Annotated in this window: 13 protein-coding genes and 2 pseudogenes; 9 read left to right on the top strand and 6 right to left on the bottom strand. The window is 44.7% G+C overall.

The annotated features are described in order from the left end of the window. Window positions 1-25: 25 nt before the first annotated feature. The 5 genes and pseudogenes from xylA to chvE form a co-directional block, all read right to left on the bottom strand. A complete protein-coding gene (gene xylA / locus GWP43_RS06185; protein ID WP_162663432.1) occupies window positions 26-1,363 on the bottom strand; it encodes a xylose isomerase in 1,338 nt (445 codons plus the stop codon). 48 nt (window positions 1,364-1,411) lie between these two features. Then, window positions 1,412-2,923, bottom strand: coding sequence for a xylulokinase (gene xylB / locus GWP43_RS06180; RefSeq protein WP_230978106.1), 1,512 nt, complete (start codon window positions 2,921-2,923; stop codon window positions 1,412-1,414). Window positions 2,924-2,943: 20 nt separating this feature from the next. Beyond that, window positions 2,944-4,128 (bottom strand): multiple monosaccharide ABC transporter permease, encoded by a 1,185-nt coding sequence (mmsB, locus tag GWP43_RS06175; protein ID WP_162663431.1) that lies wholly within the window; start codon window positions 4,126-4,128, stop codon window positions 2,944-2,946. Next, a pseudogene (gene mmsA, locus GWP43_RS06170) lies at window positions 4,121-5,670 on the bottom strand (multiple monosaccharide ABC transporter ATP-binding protein). The gene mmsB and the pseudogene mmsA overlap by 8 nt, the downstream one beginning before the upstream one ends. A gap of 93 nt (window positions 5,671-5,763) precedes the next feature. Further along, the gene (gene chvE, locus GWP43_RS06165) at window positions 5,764-6,843 is read right to left on the bottom strand and encodes a multiple monosaccharide ABC transporter substrate-binding protein (RefSeq protein WP_162663430.1); all 1,080 of its coding nucleotides are present in this window, start codon (window positions 6,841-6,843) and stop codon (window positions 5,764-5,766) included. Window positions 6,844-7,370: 527 nt separating this feature from the next. Between chvE and GWP43_RS14755 the strand changes: the two genes are divergently transcribed. From GWP43_RS14755 to GWP43_RS06130, 9 genes and pseudogenes are all read left to right on the top strand, one after another. Further along, window positions 7,371-7,949 carry a cation:proton antiporter gene (locus GWP43_RS14755; protein WP_230978105.1) on the top strand — a complete coding sequence of 193 codons (579 nt, stop codon included), beginning with the start codon at window positions 7,371-7,373 and terminating at the stop codon, window positions 7,947-7,949. A gap of 13 nt (window positions 7,950-7,962) precedes the next feature. Further along, window positions 7,963-8,457, top strand: a complete 495-nt coding sequence (locus tag GWP43_RS14750) for a cation:proton antiporter domain-containing protein (RefSeq protein ID WP_414162721.1) — start codon at window positions 7,963-7,965, stop codon at window positions 8,455-8,457. Continuing rightward, entirely contained in the window at window positions 8,450-8,605 is a 156-nt protein-coding gene (locus GWP43_RS14745; RefSeq protein ID WP_230978104.1) for a hypothetical protein, read from the top strand. Before GWP43_RS14750 ends, GWP43_RS14745 begins: the two co-directional genes overlap by 8 nt. A gap of 45 nt (window positions 8,606-8,650) precedes the next feature. Then, window positions 8,651-9,541: an ankyrin repeat domain-containing protein gene (locus GWP43_RS06155; RefSeq protein ID WP_230978103.1), complete on the top strand. Its 891-nt coding sequence runs from the start codon at window positions 8,651-8,653 to the stop codon at window positions 9,539-9,541. Window positions 9,542-9,636: 95 nt separating this feature from the next. Continuing rightward, window positions 9,637-10,705, top strand: a pseudogene (gene prfA, locus GWP43_RS06150) (peptide chain release factor 1). 4 nt (window positions 10,706-10,709) lie between these two features. Next, complete coding sequence (gene prmC / locus GWP43_RS06145; RefSeq protein WP_162663429.1) at window positions 10,710-11,663, top strand: peptide chain release factor N(5)-glutamine methyltransferase; 954 nt, start codon at window positions 10,710-10,712, stop codon at window positions 11,661-11,663. Window positions 11,664-12,109: 446 nt separating this feature from the next. Then, window positions 12,110-12,802, top strand: coding sequence for a TPM domain-containing protein (locus GWP43_RS06140; RefSeq protein WP_162663428.1), 693 nt, complete (start codon window positions 12,110-12,112; stop codon window positions 12,800-12,802). A gap of 475 nt (window positions 12,803-13,277) precedes the next feature. Then, window positions 13,278-15,158: a RelA/SpoT family protein gene (locus tag GWP43_RS06135; protein ID WP_162663427.1), complete on the top strand. Its 1,881-nt coding sequence runs from the start codon at window positions 13,278-13,280 to the stop codon at window positions 15,156-15,158. Between the two features lie 19 nt (window positions 15,159-15,177). After that, complete coding sequence (locus GWP43_RS06130) at window positions 15,178-16,317, top strand: vWA domain-containing protein (protein ID WP_162663426.1); 1,140 nt, start codon at window positions 15,178-15,180, stop codon at window positions 16,315-16,317. 514 nt (window positions 16,318-16,831) lie between these two features. On the opposite strand, the gene GWP43_RS06125 is transcribed toward GWP43_RS06130, so the two are convergent. Then, entirely contained in the window at window positions 16,832-18,349 is a 1,518-nt protein-coding gene (locus GWP43_RS06125) for an InlB B-repeat-containing protein (protein WP_230978102.1), read from the bottom strand. Window positions 18,350-18,521 lie beyond the last annotated feature (172 nt).

Below are 18,521 nucleotides of genomic sequence, written 5' to 3'. Positions count from 1 at the left end.
TATCTTTTATGGTAACCGACACCGTTTATCCGTTAAAAATAACTTCGTTGAGGATGTTTTCGTATAATTCCTGTTTACCCGAAGCAGGATGCACCGTATCATAGGATTCGGCAAGGGCAGCAAGACTTTCCATGGTCATTTTGCCCGCCGCAAATTCGGCGCCCTTTCCCTCTGCAAAAGATGCATAACGTTCTTTAACCAATGCATCGATTCGCCCGTCTTCAATAAGGGCAGCAGCTTTTTCCAAGCCCAGTGCAAACATATCCATACCACCGATATGTGCGATAAATAAGTCTTCCGGTGCGGTCGAATTTCTTCTGCGCTTTGCATCAAAGTTTAAGCCGCCCGTTTTAAAGCCGCCCATACGCAGCACCGCCCGCATAGCCAAGGCCGTTTCATATATGCTCGAAGGGAATTGGTCGGTATCCCAGCCGTTTCGGCTATCACCGCGATTCGCATCGATGGAACCGAGCATCCCCGCATCAACACATACCGATAATTCATGGTAAAAGTCGTGCCCTGCAAGCTCCGCATGATTTGCTTCAATATTCAGTTTAAAATCCTTTTCCAAACCGTAGGTACGCAAAAAGCCTATCACTGTTTCCGCATCGAAGTCATATTGATGTTTTGTCGGCTCCATCGGTTTCGGCTCGATATAAAAACAGCCGGTAAAGCCCTGCTTACGCGCATAATCGCGTGCCATCGTTAAAAAACGGGCGAGGTGTTCTTTTTCAGCCTGCATGTCGGTATTCAACAGCGACATATAGCCTTCACGTCCGCCCCAAAAGGTGTAGCCTTGCCCGCCGAGCTTTATCGTTGCATCTATTGCGCATTTCACCTGAGCTGCAGCGTGGGCTACAATGTCAAACTGCGGGTTTGTCGCAGCCCCATTCATATAGCGCGGATTACTGAATACATTGGCCGTTCCCCACAAGAGTTTTACGCCGGTTTCTTTTTGCCGCTCATACAGACCGTCGGTAATTTTTATAAGATTTTTTTCACTTTCGGCAGGACTTTTCCCTTCAGGGCTTATATCCCGGTCATGCCAGCAATAATAGGGCGCTCCGATTTTAGTAATAAACTCAAAAGCCGCATCCGCTTTGTTTTCGGCGTTTGTCATCGCATCGGTGCTGCTGTTCCACGGAAACTTCATTGTTCCCGCCCCAAAGGGATCTTCTCCTGCAGCGCAAAAAGAATGCCAGTAGGCTATTGCAAAACGCAAATGCTCTTTCATCGGCTTACCTAAAACGATTTTATTTTCATCGTAGTATTTAAATGCGAGCGGGTTTTTCGATTGTTTTCCCTCAAACCTTATTTTACCGATACCGGGAAAGTATTCGGTACTTCCTTTAAAATATGACATATAACCTCCTATAAAAATCTTTGCAGAAAGTGTCAACTTTCAAAAAATTTAGCCGTGTATATAGAGGGGCGTCAGCTGCCCCAAAATCTCATTATAATCGCGGTACGCCTGTTCGTATTCGCAAACTGCGTTGCCCGGTTCCGCCGATTTTTCTTTACTCAACTGAATGTGTTCGGCGCAAAGGCTCTTTATCCGCTCGGGCGTACCGCCTTCAAGACACCACAGCGCTTGCACGGCAGCGCCCATTGCGGCAGCTTCTTCCGATACGGGAACGCTGACCGACACATTCATAATATCCGCGGCGATTTGCCTCCATAAGGGACTTTTTGCGCCGCCTCCTATAAGCCGTATTTCTTTCGGTTCAAAACCCAATTTTTTAAAGGCGTCCAAGCCTCCTTTCAGGGCGAAGACAGCGCTTTCCATTGCAGCACGGCAAATGTTTTCCTTATTCGAATTTGTCATCGTAAGACCGGTGATGCTTGCCCTTCCTTTCGGTAAATTCGGTGTACGCTCTCCGTTAAAAAAGGGAAGAACCCGTACTCCTTGAGCGCCCGGCTCAGCTGCTGCAGCAAGACGGTTGAACTCGGCTACCGGTAAGCCGAAGAGAGAACGGATTCGTTCGGTTGCAACCGTGCAGTTCATCGTACACAAAAGCGGAAGCCATCCGCCCGTTGAGGAACAAAAGCCCGATAGACCGTGTTCGGGGTCGGCGATGGGCTTGTCCGAATAACCGTAGAGTGTTCCCGACGTCCCCATACTCATCGTTAAAAAGCCGTCGCTGACCGTCCCCGTCCCGATTGCCCCCATCATATTATCCCCGCCGCCGGAAGAAACCGGGATACCTTCAGGAATCCCTAAAAGACCGGCGGCTTTCTGCGATACCGTTCCGGCTTTTGTATCCGAAGCGATAAGAGGCGCAAGTAAATCGTATAAGCCTTCATCGATAAGAGAACAGAGTGTACGCGACCATCTGCGTTTTACAGGGTTAAACAGCGCTGTCCCCGAGGCGTCTCCAGCTTCCATAACATAGCTTCCGGTTAGTACGTAATTGATGTAATCATGCGGAAGCAAAATATAGCGCACGTTTTTCCATCCGTCGGGAAAATGTTTTTTTAACCACAATATCTTGGGAGCAGTAAAGCCGGGTAACATGAGGTTGCCGACTTCTTTTATAACTTCGGCATTACCTCCTGCTTTATCGGTTAAGATGCGGCATTCTTCGGCGGTTGACGTATCGTTCCACAGTTTTACGTTATAAAGAGCTTGTCCGTCTTTATCAAGAGGGACAAAGCCATGCTGCTGACCAGAGACGCCGACGGCCTGTATCTGCGAACGCAATTCACACGGAAGTTTTTCAAAGACGCTTTTTAATGCCGCATCGTACCATTCGGTTTTTTGTTCGCGGGTTCCGTCCTCTTTGGAAATCAAATCCAAAGGACAGGATGCTTGTGCGACAATACGTTTTTGTTCGTAATCGTATAAAACCGCTTTTAAACTTTGCGTTCCTAAATCAATACCGGCAACTATGTTCATATTTCCCCTGTCCTCTTTGGTACTCATTTGCAGTCTGTTTTTACGGATTAGACTGAACTTTTTTCACGACGTTTTGAAAGGACATCAAAAGCAACCGCCGCTAAAAGCACCAGTCCCTTTACCGCTTTCTGCCAGTTCGAGTCTATACCTAAAATGGACATTCCGTTGTTCAAAACACCCATAAAAATAGCTCCGACAACCGCTCCTCCGACTGATCCCGTTCCGCCGTATGCCGATGCTCCTCCGATAAAACATGAACCGATTGCATCGAGTTCATAATTCATACCGGCCGTAGGCGCTGCCGAATTAAAGCGGCCGACACAAACCAGAGCGGCAAGGGCTGAAAGAAATCCCATATTTACATATACAAAAAACAACGCTTTATTTGTATCAATGCCCGACAGCTTAGCCGCTCGCTCGTTACCGCCCATCGCATACAAATACCGACCCGGCACCGTATTTTGAGTAATGTAGGTATAGACAAGAACAACAACGGTTAAAAGAATTAAAATCACCGGTATTCCTTTATGGCGGCCGAGCAGTGTTGCTAAAAACAATACAATTGCAGGAATAAGAATAATGCGTATAAGAAATATTCCGAAGCTTTCAGTTGAATATGCTTTTTGTTTTTTTTGTATACGTTGCACAATTTCCTTTGCAATGAAAATGAGACAGCATAAAATTGCCGTTCCGACTGTTACGGAAAATATCAATCCTTTATCCTTTGTTATCGGAATAAAGCCGGTAAAATAACGTAAATAATTTTCCGGAAACGGCGACAAAGTTAAACCGTTAAGAATAATTAAGGCAACGCCTCTCCATAAAAGCATACCTGCCAATGTTACAATAAATGCCGGGATGCGTATGTATGCAATCCAAAAGCCGTGCCATGCCCCGATTGCCGTACCGGCTAATAAACATAAAATCATCACGACATATATATTCCAATGTAAAAGAATAATTAAATGGGCAGCTAATGCCCCGATAAGTGCGACAATTGAACCGATCGATAAATCGATATTGCCGCCACTGAGAATACAGAGCAGCATTCCGGTTGCTAAAATAACAACATAAGAGTTTTGACTTATAATATTTGAAATATTTGTCGGGGCAAATAAGGAGCCGCTGTCTGCAAAACTGATCAGGGCATGAAATAAAATCATCAATGCAATGAGCGCTATAAACATTGTATTTTTTTTCAATATATTTTTGATCGAAAGAGTATTAAGCATGATTTGTGTTCTCCTTTTTCGTTTGGACGATACAAGCCATTATTGCTTCTTGTGAAGCTTCTTCCCGCGGAATTTCTCCCACAATTTTACCCTCATTCATAACATAAATCCTGTCGCACATACCTAAAATTTCCGGCAGTTCCGAAGAAATCATCAATATGGATTTTCCTTCTGCGGCCAAGCGGTTTATTATGCAGTAAATTTCATATTTTGCTCCCACATCTATACCGCGCGTGGGTTCATCGAGTATCAGCACTTCGGGTTCGGCAAAAATCCATTTGCCGAGTAAAACCTTTTGTTGGTTCCCTCCCGATAAATTTACTACGGATTGTTCTATTCCCGTACATTTTGTTTTGAGTTGTTCAACACATTCCCGTGCAGCCTCATGTTCTTTATCGATTTGGATAACATTGCGGCGGCTTACTTTCCGTATATTTGCTAAAGTTGTGTTTTTGCAAATGCTTGTATGTAAAATTAAGCCGTTGCCCTTTCTGTCTTCCGTTACGTATGCCACCCCGTGTTTTATTGCATCTTTTACGGTTTTAAGCCGGACTTCCTTCCCGTTTATAAAAATCCGTCCGCGGATATTCGCGCCGTAGGAATGTCCAAATACACTCATTGCAAATTCCGTCCGCCCCGCTCCCATAAGACCGCTTATGCCGACAACTTCACCTTTGCGTAAATTGATATTGATATTTTTACATACTTCCCGTTCCGCATACAGGGGGATGTTCAACCGTCCAGTCTTTTACTTCAAACCGAATATCCCCTATACAAGGTGTGCGCGGCGGAAAACGTTCCGACAGATTTCTACCGACCATTGCGTTGATTATTAGATCTTCGCTGCAATCATCCGTTTTTTTATCAAAAGTTTTTATTACAGAGCCGTCTCTGATAACGGTTATTTTGTCCGCAACAAAGGATACCTCATTCAATTTATGTGAGATAATAATTGACGTTATATTTTTCTTTTTTAAATTCAAGTAATAAATGTAATAATTTTTGTGAATCCGTTTCGTTTAACGAAGCTGTCGGCTCGTCAAGAATGAGAAACGTAATATTTTTTGCCAAAGCTTTTGCAATTTCAACTAATTGCTGTTTGCCTATCCCGATATCTTTAATCAGCGTCCGTGACGATTCATGCAGCCCTACCGTCCGAAGCAGCGCATCGGCTTTTGCAAAGGTTTTTTCCCAATCAATTTTAAATGATTTTCCTTGCTCGTTTCCCAAAAAAATATTTTCAGCAATACTGAGGTGGGGAACAAGAGCCAATTCCTGATGAATAATGGCGATACCTTTACGTTCACTGTCTTTTACCGAATGAAACGTACACAGCTCGGATTCATATAGTATATCACCGGTATAGGTACCGTAGGGGTAAATGCCGCTTAAAATATTCATCAGTGTTGATTTGCCGGCACCGTTTTCACCTACGAGAGCATGGATTTCACCTCGGGCAATTTTCAGACTGACGTCATTTAGAGCTTTTATACCTGCAAATGTTTTTGTAACATTTTTTATTTCCAACAGCGTTTCCGTCAAAACAGTCTCCATTTTGTTTCCGTATTTAATCGCAATCCAAAAGCAGTGCCGACAGTTAATCGGCACCGCTTAAATCCTCAGCACAAATCGATTTTAGTTCTTCAACTGTGCTTCGGTATAATAGCCGCTTTCAACCAATAGTTTTTTATAGTTATCGATTGTTGCAAAAACAGGTTCGCACAAAAATGAAGGAATAACTCCGGTACCGTTGTTATACGTTTTTGTATCGTTAATCGGAGGTTTGGATCCTTTTACGAGAGCGTCAATCATCTCCGATACTTTACCTGCCAGTGTTCTGGTATCTTTAAATACCGACATACTCTGACGGCCTTTCAACATATTTTTTACCGAAGTAATATCACAGTCCTGTCCCGTAAGCAGCGGGAAGTTTTCCTTCGTGTATCCGGCCGCAACAAGTGCATTGGTAATACCCTGCGCAACGGAATCGTTTGATGATAATACCGCGTGCAGTTTTGTGCCTGTCGGACCGTAACCGTAGGCACTGATCAAATTCTCCATTCTTTTTTGAGCTTCTTCAGTTGACCAGTTGGGTGTTGCAACCTGAGCTTTTTCGGTTTGTCCTGAACGGACGACCAAGACGCCTTTTTTGATGTAAGGATTTAGAATATCCATTGCACCCGGGAAAAAGAAGTTCACATTGTTATCGTCTGTGGAGCCGGTAAATAATTCGATGTATACAGGTTCTTTTGCCGTGTCCAATTTAAGCGTGTCGCGCAGGTAAGCTCCCTGAAATTGACCGACCTTGTAGTTGTCGAATGTTGCATAATAGCGTACCGCATCGCTGTTCATAATAAGTCTGTCATAAGCAATAACGGGAACGCCGTTTTCTTTGGCGGTTTTAAGAACTTCCGTGAGCGATGAACCGTCGATTGCTGCTATAACTATTACTTTGCAGTTTTTAGTCAGCATATTTTCAATTTGAGATGCCTGTACGGCTATATCGTTGTTTGCATATTGCAAATCGACTTTGTAGCCCGATTTTTCCAACAACATTCTAATATTGTCGCCGTCCTGAGTCCATCTCTGCAGATCCTTTGTAGGCATGGAAACGCCTATTCTGGGTGCTTCTGACGTTTCTGTTGTGCCCCCCGCAAATAAGGCTCCTATTCCGGTCATAAAGACCATAAGAGCTATACCGATTTTCCGTTTCATACATTCCTCCTAATAAAACATCTAATCGAAAATATCAAACCGTGCTCGAGCACGGTTTTAATTATTCTACAATGCTTTCGACATATTGTCAAGGAAATGTATTGATAATTTATACATTTTGTCCCGAATTACCCTATCGTTTTCCATTCTGATCGTACCGTTTCATTGTCCTTCCTCCTCTCTTTTTCGGCAATTTTAGTACTGCACTTTTATTGTATCACTCCACTTCATGCGTCATCGCAAAAGAATGGAGTAATTTTATAAGCTCATTGTGAGAAAGGGGGCCTAAATATGATATAACAGCGGAGGATATCTCGAGCATTATGGATATAAATTATGTATCGGTTTTATGGGAAAAAAAGATAAAGAGAATAGTGAAATCAGCAGTATAAGAGAAACGCAGTAGATATGCCGTATATTTTCAAAAGGAGGTTGCGTCTTTTAACCATATACTATAGTATAAAACACCTCTGAATTCACAATCGCCCTTTCGGCGACGCACCTGCGCGTATCAGAGATGAGCAAAAATGAATATGATCGATTTTATTTACAGCATTGTTAAAGACCTCAATTTACCTACTACGATTCTGATATCCTTTTCTCTGATATTGATAAGTGGCTTTTTAGTCACTCGATTCACCAAAAGGCTCCAGCTACCGAAAGTGAGCGGCTATATTCTTGCCGGAATACTGATCGGCCCGAGCGGATTACATTTAATTCATCGCCATTTTATTGTCAATTTGGACGTTATCTCGGTTATCGCGCTCAGCTTTATCGCCTTCGATATGGGAAGATATTTTAAACGAAGCGACGGCAGAAAGGAATTCCGGAATGTTGTCTTTATCACGCTCTGCGAATCCCTGTTAGCGGGATGCTTAGTTACCGTCGTTATGCTCTTTGTCTTTAAGATGAGGCTTTCGTTCTCGCTTTTACTCGGCGCGATTGCAACCGCAACAGCCCCTGCCAGCACTATTATGACTATCAAAGAATACAACGGCAAAGGGCCGTTTGTCGATTTGCTGCTGCGTATCACCGCCTTTGATGATGTTGTCTGCCTTTTTTGTGTTCAGTATTATGGTTGCCGTCGTCAATGCGCAAGAAAGTGATGTCTTTAATATCATGAGTATTATAACGCCGGTCGGCCTTAATGCGGCCATGTTGATGTTAGGCTTCTTTACCGCCCTGTGTATGGAGTTTCTCATTACGGAAAAGCGGAGTTTCGATAACAGGCTGATTTTAGCTGTCGCGTTTCTTTTTTTGATTTCCGGTATCTGCTCATATTTTGAGGTAAGCCCACTGCTTGCCTGTATGGTGTGTGGCGCCGTGTATTATAATCGAACAAACGATAAAACCCTATTCGACCAAATGAATAATTTTTCTCCCCCGGTGATGAGCAGTTTTTTTATTATTTCCGGCATGAATATGGATCTAAGCATTATCGTAACGGCAGGGATTATCGGCGTTGCATATTTCTTCATCCGCATAATCGGAAAATATATCGGTGCATACACATCATGTAAAATATTATCAATCGATAAGAAGATAACGGAAAATATGGGGGTTTGCGCTAATGCCGCAAGCAGGTGTTGCAATCGGACTCGCGTTTATGGGTAAAGCAATGTTGCCGGAAAAGGACGGCCTTATCCTATTTAATATCATTCTAGCATCTTCGGTGTTATATGAATTGATGGGGCCGGTGACTGCAAAGATAGCGCTGATACGGTCGGGTGCGATTAAGACTCAGGATATCAAAAATCATTGAAATGATTTCTATTTTACGATATATTACCGTATAATATCATGAAAATTGTTATTCTGTACGAAAAAAACTGAAAAGAAAATTTCCGAAGCTGCCGCTCATATTATTGCATCACATCAATGCGATGTCGTACACTATCAAGTCGATACAATATGGGAGAAAGGTGTATGCTCTCCTATCGCACTGCTGCAGGATGCGTCACATATTCTATTTGTGCTCGGTAAAAATACATCAGCGCTAGACCTTGCGTTTATTTTCTTTTTAGGATTCGGCGTCGGAAAAAATCTACCTATTTTAACACTTGGACAGGAAAGCGCCTTGCCTTTGCCGGAAAACTGTAAACAATTTATCATTCCACTTGCGCTTGATATTTTCGAAGATTATTTTATTAAAGAACAACAGAATTTTCTTGCACTAGAACGAAAACAGCTCGCCCGAGAAAAGTTGTTGAATAGCGGCTTTCCTTGTTGTGAGTCTAATTTTGCTGCAGCAGTAGAAGAAGGAAAATACGAGATTGTTCGGCTCTTTTTAGAGGCGGGTTATAATGCTTCGCAGCGCGACACACGCGGTACTCCGGTACTTTCGCTTGCGATTAGAAATTCGCATTATGAAATTGCGTCACTGCTGCTTGACTATGGAGCAGAGATAAACCTCTGTGCCGAAGATCGTTCCTATTCGGCATTAATGGAAGCTGCTCAAATCGGCGATTTAAAAACTGCAGAATTACTGCTTTCAAAGAATGCAGACACAAACATTCAAAGCAAAGACGGACAAACGGCATTAATTCTCGCTGTCGGCAGAAAGGATACCCAAATGGTAAAGTTGCTCATAAAACATCATGCCGATTGGAACATCACCGACCGACTGGGCATGTCCGCGCTTGGTTACGCAAAACTGTTCAACAATCAAGAGATTTTAGAAGCCATGCAGCAGCCTTAGCTGTGTTTCAATTTATCGGCATTAACGTCCTTCAATAGTATCAGCCGTTTTATTCGGCTAAAGTATTATGCTAAAGCATTATAAGGTGAATAATTATGAAAGAAAAACTTGAAAGTTTATCGATTCGCTGGAAAGAACTGGAAGAAGAAATACAAGACCCTGCGTTGATTAAAAATCAAAACCGCTATAAGGAGGCGATGCGGGAACATGCCTATCTTTCGAAGCTGATGGAAGAATATGCGCAGTACCTTCGATTGGAAAAAGACATCGGGCAAACCCGCACAATGATGCAGGAAGAAACCGACCATGAGCTGAAAGAGATGGCTCGAGAAGAACTGCATAACCTCGAAGCGCAGCTGGAGCAAAGCGAGAACAATCTTAAAGTGTTGCTCATTCCGCCCGATCCGCTTGAAGAAAAAAATATCATTATGGAAATACGCGGTGGTACCGGCGGAGAAGAAGCGGCGCTCTTTGCAGCGGATTTGTTAAAAATGTACACGCACTATGCGGAATTGAAAAACTGGAAATACGAAATCCTTTCCTCTAACGAAACCGAGCTGGGCGGGTTTAAAGAAGTAACGCTGTCCATTTCGGGCAAGTATGTGTACGGAAGCCTCCGCTATGAATCGGGAGTACACCGCGTACAGCGCGTACCGGAAACGGAAGGCTCGGGGCGTATTCACACGAGTGCGGTAACCGTCGCGGTTTTACCCGAAGCTGAGGAAACGGAAATCGTTATCAAACAGGAAGACCTGCGCATCGATGTTATGCGCGCAGGAGGCCCCGGCGGTCAGTGCGTCAACACAACCGACTCCGCCGTGCGTATTACCCATATTCCGACCGGGCTGGTCGTTATCTGTCAGGACGAAAAGAGCCAGATTAAAAAACAAGGCAAAGGCAATGCGCGTATTGCGGAGCCGCCTCTACGATATGGAAGAAGCGAAGAAGCAGTCCGAGCGGGCGGAAGACCGGAAGAATCAAGTCGGTTCGGGCGACCGTTCGGAACGAATCCGCACCTACAACTATCCGCAAAACCGCGTAACAGACCACCGGATTAACCTGACCCTCTACAAGCTTGATGCGATTATGCAGGGAGACCTCAACGAAATCGTCGAAGCGCTCTGCATCGCCGCCCGCGAGCAAATGATGAAAGCCCAAGCATAACCGGATGTTTACCGTCGCCGATGCCCGCCGCTGTGCCGTCGATTTGTTTATGCAGTCGGCAATACTGAAAACGCAGCTCCGCTCGTCTTTAATGCTTGATGCGGATGTCCTGCTGCAGCACTTCCTCAATAAGCCGCGGGCATGGCTTTTTGCCCATGATGACACCGATATTTCCCCGATACGGGAAGCCTTTTGCGCGGCAGTAGAGCGGCGCTGTACCGGTTTACCCGTTGCCTATATCACCGGCGAAAAAGACTTTTGGGGGCTTCCCTTCCACGTGAGTCCCGATGTGCTGATCCCTAAGCCAGACACCGAACTGCTGGTAGAGCGGAGCCTTGCTATCATAAGAGAAAAAGCGGCGGCTCTCCTACCCGAACAAAATCTGTTCATACTCGACCCCTGTACCGGATCGGGCTGCGTTGCAATTTCCATCTTGCATACGCTTGAAGCTGAAAACATACGAAATCTCTGCTGTATTGCCGCCGATATTTCTCCCGCAGCCCTCGCCATAGCCCGCCGCAATGCACAGCGGCTCCTGTCGGCTGAAACACAAACGCGACTTTATATCATCGAAGGAGATATGCGTACATTGCCGGAAACCATCGCCCATGTTAGAGAATCACTATCTCCATCTTCCCTACTCACCAATATTCTCCGTTTCGACCTCATCGCGGCCAATCCGCCGTATGTACCCTCTACATTGACGCAGGAACTACTCAAAGACGGGCGGAATGAACCGGCATTAGCCATCGACGGCGGCTCCGACGGTCTTGATTTCATACGGATTTTGACAAATAATACCTGTACTGTCCTGAACCGCAACGGTGTCCTTTTAAGCGAGGTAGGAGAATACCATGCCAAAGCCGCAAGCAAGCTCTTTGAAACCGCAGGTTTTTCGGATGTCCGTATCCACCAAGATTTAGCAAGCCAAGACAGACTAATCGAGGGCGTATTTTAACGAAGGGTAATCAAAGCAGCTAAATTGATCAACCCTGCAAAATAATTGAGGTTGTGGTTTCGGTGTTGTTGACAGTAGGTATGTCTCTCATATACTATAAATACAGAGGAAGACATACTATGAGCTATACTGCAAAGGTTGATATGTCAGGCGAAAGTTGAAAATATGCTTTTTCTAACTCACGATTCATTAATTCCTTATTACAACGAACACTGCATAGTACCGGTAAAAAACCGGCATTGCAGGCAGCACAAGAAGGAATATCACTTAATCAATTATGCAGTATATAAACTTTCATAAAAGCCGATAAGAAAAGCAGGGTAATCGCATCGGAAAGGATAATATGTGATATGCCGTTTTTCATAAAATATGCCATAATAGGTATTTTTTAAAACTGGACGTTTTTAGAAGATACTCCAGATTGCTTTAAATGAGGAAGGAATACGATGAAAAAAAATAGGCTATTAAAGCTAATGAATATTTCTCCTATTCAAATGAGAGAAATTGCCGATACGGTCGCGGAGGTTGAAAAAAAGACTACCGGAGAGATTGCCCTTGCGGTTGTATACCAAAGCGATTCATATGCCTTTGTAGAGTTGTTCATTGCATGTTGCGCGGCGTTTCTTTCTTTTTTCATTCTGTTTTTATGTTCCGCTCCTATCTGGAGTCTTTTAGAACGCACCGTTTGGTTTCCGTCCCCTGCCCAGCTGACAGCGGTCATCGGAGGTGGTGCAGCTACTGCTGTATTTATTGTTTATTTACTGGTAAATATTCCCGCAATCGACCGGTTGATTATTCCGAATACTTTAAAAAATCGTCGTGTATATGCGCGTGCACTGCAACACTTTGTCGAAAGCGGCGTATATAAAACAGCGGAACATTCCGGCGTTCTCATCTTTGCATCCGTACTGGAACGGAAGTTCTTTGTCATCGCCGATTCGGGAATTGCTGCAAAAGTAGCGCAAACTAAATGGGACGGCATTTGCGAAATTATGACCACAGGATTAAAAGAACACCGCGCAGCCCAAGCCTTTGTTACCGCCGTAAAGGAATGCGGCAGGATTCTACAACAGAACTTTCCTAGCGACGCAGAAAATTCCAATGAGCTACCTGATGGACTTGTTATCTTGGAATGTTAAAATTCTTTTGAAAATATACTGCGCATTTATTGCGTCGCATTGCCAAAGGTATGTCTCCTTATACGTTTTTGCCAGCATATTTCGACAACGTCGAAATATCGCTTTTCTGACGGGATATCAATAGTTCCATGTAGAATCTAAAGCTAAGGAAACTGTCCAAAAGCTGAAGCTTTTAGACAGCCCCAATACCATGCCCAAGCCGCAAGCAAGCTCTTTGAAACCGCAGGCTTTTCGGACATCCGTATCCATCAGGACTTAGCAGGCCAAGACAGACTAATCGAAGGCGTATCGGAACAACCGCACTAAGGTTAGTGTAACGGTTGTTCCCTTCCGTGTGAAATTTTGTCAAAAATTTCACACAGTTTATTTTTACAGAAGGGCAATCACAGCAGACCAATTGATCAAGACCTCAATTATTTTGCGGGGCTGCTAAAAACACGATCTGCTGCGGTTACCATTTCCTGAGGATGACACGATGATACAAAAAGTTGAAAACTTAAGCAGTCTTGAACATTTTTTTGCGCAGTATCCCTGTTATGCGGAAGCGGAAAGTCCTGAAGACGCCGCCCGGATTACCGCGGCGTGGAATCTTTTGCTTGCAAACCGTATACCCGATACGGCTGCAGACGCCCCCATTCCGCATGACGCCGCTCATTCGCTACGCATGGCGCACAGTCTTGCCGAGCTTGAAATGGATTCCGAAAGTATCATCTGTGCACTGCTGTACAGCGAAGACGGGAGCTTTACTTTACCGGATGATCAACTGCGCGCACAATTCGGAGATACGGTAGCGGACATCCTGAATGCGGCGGCAAAGTTTTCCGACGTAAAGCTGTACGGCAAAAGCAAAGAACATACCGATACCGTGTGCAAGATGTTCTTTTCCCTCGTAAGTGACTTACGGGTTATGATTGTCCAGCTTGCCGACCGGCTCGATAAGATTCGGTATATTTCCGAATACCCTGCGGAATGGCAACGCAGTATCGCCGGCGAAATCAGTGAAATCTGGGCGCCGCTTGCCCAGCGGATGGGTATTTCCACCGTTCAAAATGAGCTTGAAGATTTAAGTCTCAAATACATCAACCGCGAAGCCTTTGATCAGATAAAAACCGTTGTTGCAGCAAAGAAAAAAGAACGGGAAGCCTTTTTGCAAAGCGCCGAAAAAACCATCTATCAAACGATGGAGAAAGCGGGAATCAAGGTTAAGGTGCAAAGCCGCGCCAAACATTTTTGGTCTATCTATCAAAAAATGAAAAAGCGGAACAAGGCGGCGGATGAATTGTACGACCTCCTCGCCGTGCGGATTTTATGCACCACCGTGAACGAGTGCTATACTATTCTCGGCCTGATGCACACGGTATGGAAGCCGCTTGAAGGCCGCTTCAAGGATTACATCGCGATGCCGAAAGCGAACGGCTATCAAAGTCTCCACACCACCGTTATCTGCAAAGGCGGCCAAACCTTAGAAATCCAAATCCGCACGCACGAAATGCACGAAATAGCCGAACGCGGCGTTGCAAGCCACTGGGTGTATAAAAAACACAGCAAGAACAAAACAGCGAACGAGCAGGAATTATCTTTTGTGCAGCAGGTCAAGTCGCTCGCGCAACAGCGCTTTAATAATGAAGAATTCCTCGCGGAACTGAAAAGCGATTTATTAAGCGATTCGATTTTTGTGTTTACTCCTAAGGGTGATATTATCGAGTTGCCTGCCGGTGCAACCGCCGTCGATTTTGCATACCGTATCCATTCGTCGATAGGAGAAAAGCTCGTATCCGCGAAAGCAGACGGCGCCATCATCCCGCTTTCTCGCCCGCTCAAAAACACACAAGTGGTAGAGGTTATCACGCACCCGAACGCGCACCCCACGCACAACCAGTACGAAAACGCCCATACGACGCGGGCTCGTCAAAAAATCCGTGCTTGGCTTCAGTTGAACGAAAACCTGCTCCGCAGTGAAAAAGAAGAAAAAGGACAGCGAACGGATCTTACGGAAGATTCGGCAAAAGAAGCGTTGCGTCCGCCCAAAGAAACACCGGAAGAAGCTGAAACGGCAAAACGGGAACTTGAATCAGCTCAAAAGGATCCCAAGAAGAACCCTGCATTGCGGATACGCATCGGCGGTTCTACCAACTTTCCCGTACGTTTTGCAGGGTGCTGTAAACCGACCTCCGATTCTGCCATCTGCGGCTATGTCGCCAACGGTAGAGGAGTTATCATTCATCGGAAAAGCTGTATCAACCTCAAAAGAATCCCCGATTTGGAAGCCCGCCTCATCGACGTTGAATGGGATATAAAGGAAAGCAAACAGAAAAATCTCGAAAAAGCGCAGAAAAAGATTAAGCCGCGTAAGTAATCCGTTCGATATTAAAGATATGAAAAAGAACGGTATTATTACGGTTATTGCGCTTATCGGATTCCTGTTTCCCGTATTTGGGGCGGATTTAGAGCTTGACCAAAGCGATCTTGCGGTTATTCAAGACCCCAAGGGCGCCGGATATCACTTTTATATTCGAAAGAAGCCCGATATCGCTTCCATCTTGATGACAGAGACGACAAAGGATCCTCAAAATCGGCTCGATAACTTTGCATACCGTGATTTCCAATACAACAGCATTAACGGCGATGAAAAACGTATCCTAAACGGCAAAGAGCTGGATACCCGCGGAAAGCGGCTTTACAGCCTGATAGACTCCAGTCCCGAAAAAGACACGCCGCTCGGCGAAGCATTTCATATCTGGGTACCGTACATTATCTGTTACGGCTATGAATGGGACAGACACGGCGAAGTGCAGGTATTGGACGGCACATTTTTTAATATCCGCGCATTTGAGAAGCCGTATGCCGATTATACCGGCTCCTTTAGCGATAACCCCTTCGTACTGCGTGTAACGCAAAAATCAATTAAGGAAGTACATGATCCGGCCTTTAGCGAACCGGCCGCCGCTTCTTTTTCGGAACTTGCCCGTTTGAGCGGCAATAAACTGATCTACTCTGAAAACGTCGACGGTATTATGCCCTCAATTGAAGTAATTCTGACGCCGAAGAAACACAAAAAACTCGATGTGGTGTTTGTCATCGATGCAACCGAAAGTATGAAGGATGATATAAAAAAAGTCAGAGAGCTACTTGCGGCTTCATTGAAAAAGGTACTTCCCAAATATGATTCATACCGGATAGGGCTTGTCCTTTATAAGGACTACTATGATGATTTTCTGACTAAAACCGCAACCGATTTTACCTCGGATATCGATCGTTTTTCCGCTGCGCTCAGGAGTTTTAGCGTATTCGGCGGCCGCGACATCCCCGAAGCGGTTTACGAAGGCATCGACGCGGGACTCGACCTTGAATGGCGCACCGATGCGGATACCGACCGTAAACTGATCCTTATCGGCGATGCCCCGCCCCATCCCCGCCCTCAAGGTTCAATTACGAAAGAGGGAGTTATCGAAGCGGCAAAAGCAAAGGATGTAAAACTGTTCCCGATTATATTGCCGCATAATAAGACCTACTAGACCAACCTTTTGAAATATACGGCACATCTACTGCGTCGTACGGCAAAAAAGTGTCCTCAACGTATCAAAGATACGCCTGCGGTACTTTTTTGCCTAACTCCTTGTATCTGTACCGTCTATTTCAAAAGGCTTACGGAAATTATACCGTATGTGCCGCTACTGAAAATCCTCAACGTACCAATTCCGCCAAGGACGGCGGTGGTTCTAGTCAGTAGCGTGTTTGCCCTGCAAACACGTAGGTACAAAATGTACAGGGATGTACATTTTGTACCGTGCCTGCGGTACTTTTTTGCCTAACTCCTTGTATCTGTACCGTCATTTCAAAAGGCTTACGGAAAGGGTATTATACCGTATGTGCCGCTACTGAAAATCCTCAACGTACCAGAACGGACAGGACGTCCGTGGTTCCATGCAGCAGCGATGTTTTTGTGGAACAAAAACTCGCGTCCAGAAGTGTACACGGAGGTACACTTCTGGACAGTCTATTTTCAAAAGGCTTACGGAAACTATGTTGCTACTCCGTTAAAAACGCCGCTTCGTATTCGCCGTTAGTAATAGTTCTGATAGGCAAACTTTCATAACATATATCGTATACGTCATTCATATCGCCAAGGTTGGTAACATGATCATATTTCTCATATAAGAAGCCGATCCGGTGATCCTGCTGCATTACCATTGCCGAATACCCGCTCTCTCCGGTAAATACTTGATATTTTTTCCACTGATTTTTATCTGCCAATGCCGAAAGACTGATGTTCTCTTCTATTACGCGCCAATAGATGCCGACATCCTTGCGGATGTTCGGTTCACCGCTCTTAGGGTGCGGTTTTGAGGATAAGGGAATAGACTGTAATGCAAGATATACCGGCGCTTTCGTATCAGCTTTACGAACCTTTATAATACATATTTCACCGTTCGTACCTCGTTCCGTTCCGAGCGGCGCAGTTTGAGCGCTTTCCCAATGCCCGCTTGCAGTTCCTTCATTTGTATAAGTGAAGATATTAAAAAGACGTCCGTTCTCAGTGCGGCTTGAAAGCAGTACTCTGCCGTCGGGAAGCTCTTCAACCTTGGCTTCATTGCCGGTCGGTATCGGCGACACTGTTGCACCACCGAGAACATGCCATGCTTCACCGAAATCGTCAGAGTACAATACGGCATTTCCGAAGAGGTGCTTTGCCGTATCTGTAATCAAAATTGCTGAATAAATACGATAATAACTACCCTTTTTTATCTTGCGAGACTGCATAATCTTCCCGGAACCGAAAAAGAGCGTTCCCCAACTACCGTTTAAACCGTAAATGGAAGTCGTAATATCCTCAGGCGATGTGAAGGTTCTGCCTCCGTTTGAGGAACGAATCCTGACGACTTTAAGCCGCGTACTTGCATTTCCTGCTGTATAATGTCCGTAGCGAGTGTCCCCGTGAGCACAAATAATCAGTACATTATCCGATTCCCTATCTGCTACGATAGCGGCATCTCCATAACCGTATTTCACGGAATTATCCGGTGCATTTGTAATTTTTGTACTGCTGTTATCCCACGTCAAGCCGTTATCGGTAGAGCGTTTAACTATTACATCCACGCGATGGATATCGGAGTGTTGATTCCACTCCCCATTAGGCCCGAACCTGCCTATATCGGCAGTATGATTGTACCGTAAATCCGTAACGGCAATCAGCGTCCCGTCTTTTGTCTGTGCCAATGCCGGAATTCGAAAATAGTTTGTCGCTCCTTCAGTTTTCTTACTTTCCCATAACTCCTTTTCTAAAAAAGTTTTAGGAGTCCATTTTGCGTACAGCGTCATATTCCCCATAGCGATATCGGAGGCCGTATTCCATTGAGCATTGCAATTTTTATCTTTATACCAGCCGGAAAAATTCCATGTCGGATGCGTAGGATTCGGTATATCAGTTGCAGAAATAGTATGATTTTTAATAACAGTTACCGGAGCCGGTGGGGTGGTAAGTCCACGCGTATCAAAGGTTACACTATATATTCTCGGAGAGTGAGGACACCCGCTAATTATAAACACACCGGCAAGAATCAAAATAAGGAAAAAAGTCTTTTCACAAGCGGCTCCTTTAAAATCGATCTTTTTAACACTATCAATATGATTAAAAGTAAAATGCAGCCTACATACAAGGAATAAGATTATAAGAAGTTACAGAATTACCTTATCTTGCATAGAATGAAAAATATGCGTA

It is taken from the genome of Treponema vincentii, from assembly GCF_010365865.1.
Classification (GTDB): Bacteria; Spirochaetota; Spirochaetia; order Treponematales; family Treponemataceae; genus Treponema.
Note: the sequence above shows the minus strand (reverse complement) of the source record. Positions and strands in the feature narration are given on the sequence as shown.

What these genes read in the sequence shown, in the direction of transcription:
- GWP43_RS06140 (WP_162663428.1), top strand. Translation starts at nt 12,110, where the DNA reads ATGAAAAAAAATAGGCTATTAAAGCTAATGAATATTTCTCCTATTCAA.
- GWP43_RS06130 (WP_162663426.1), top strand. Translation starts at nt 15,178, where the DNA reads ATGAAAAAGAACGGTATTATTACGGTTATTGCGCTTATCGGATTCCTG.
- GWP43_RS14755 (WP_230978105.1), top strand. Translation starts at nt 7,371, where the DNA reads ATGAATATGATCGATTTTATTTACAGCATTGTTAAAGACCTCAATTTA.
- GWP43_RS06135 (WP_162663427.1), top strand. Translation starts at nt 13,278, where the DNA reads ATGATACAAAAAGTTGAAAACTTAAGCAGTCTTGAACATTTTTTTGCG.
- xylB (WP_230978106.1), bottom strand. Translation starts at nt 2,923, where the DNA reads ATGAGTACCAAAGAGGACAGGGGAAATATGAACATAGTTGCCGGTATT.
- GWP43_RS14750 (WP_414162721.1), top strand. Translation starts at nt 7,963, where the DNA reads ATGAGTATTATAACGCCGGTCGGCCTTAATGCGGCCATGTTGATGTTA.
- mmsB (WP_162663431.1), bottom strand. Translation starts at nt 4,128, where the DNA reads ATGCTTAATACTCTTTCGATCAAAAATATATTGAAAAAAAATACAATG.
- xylA (WP_162663432.1), bottom strand. Translation starts at nt 1,363, where the DNA reads ATGTCATATTTTAAAGGAAGTACCGAATACTTTCCCGGTATCGGTAAA.
- GWP43_RS14745 (WP_230978104.1), top strand. Translation starts at nt 8,450, where the DNA reads ATGGGTAAAGCAATGTTGCCGGAAAAGGACGGCCTTATCCTATTTAAT.
- chvE (WP_162663430.1), bottom strand. Translation starts at nt 6,843, where the DNA reads ATGAAACGGAAAATCGGTATAGCTCTTATGGTCTTTATGACCGGAATA.
- prmC (WP_162663429.1), top strand. Translation starts at nt 10,710, where the DNA reads ATGTTTACCGTCGCCGATGCCCGCCGCTGTGCCGTCGATTTGTTTATG.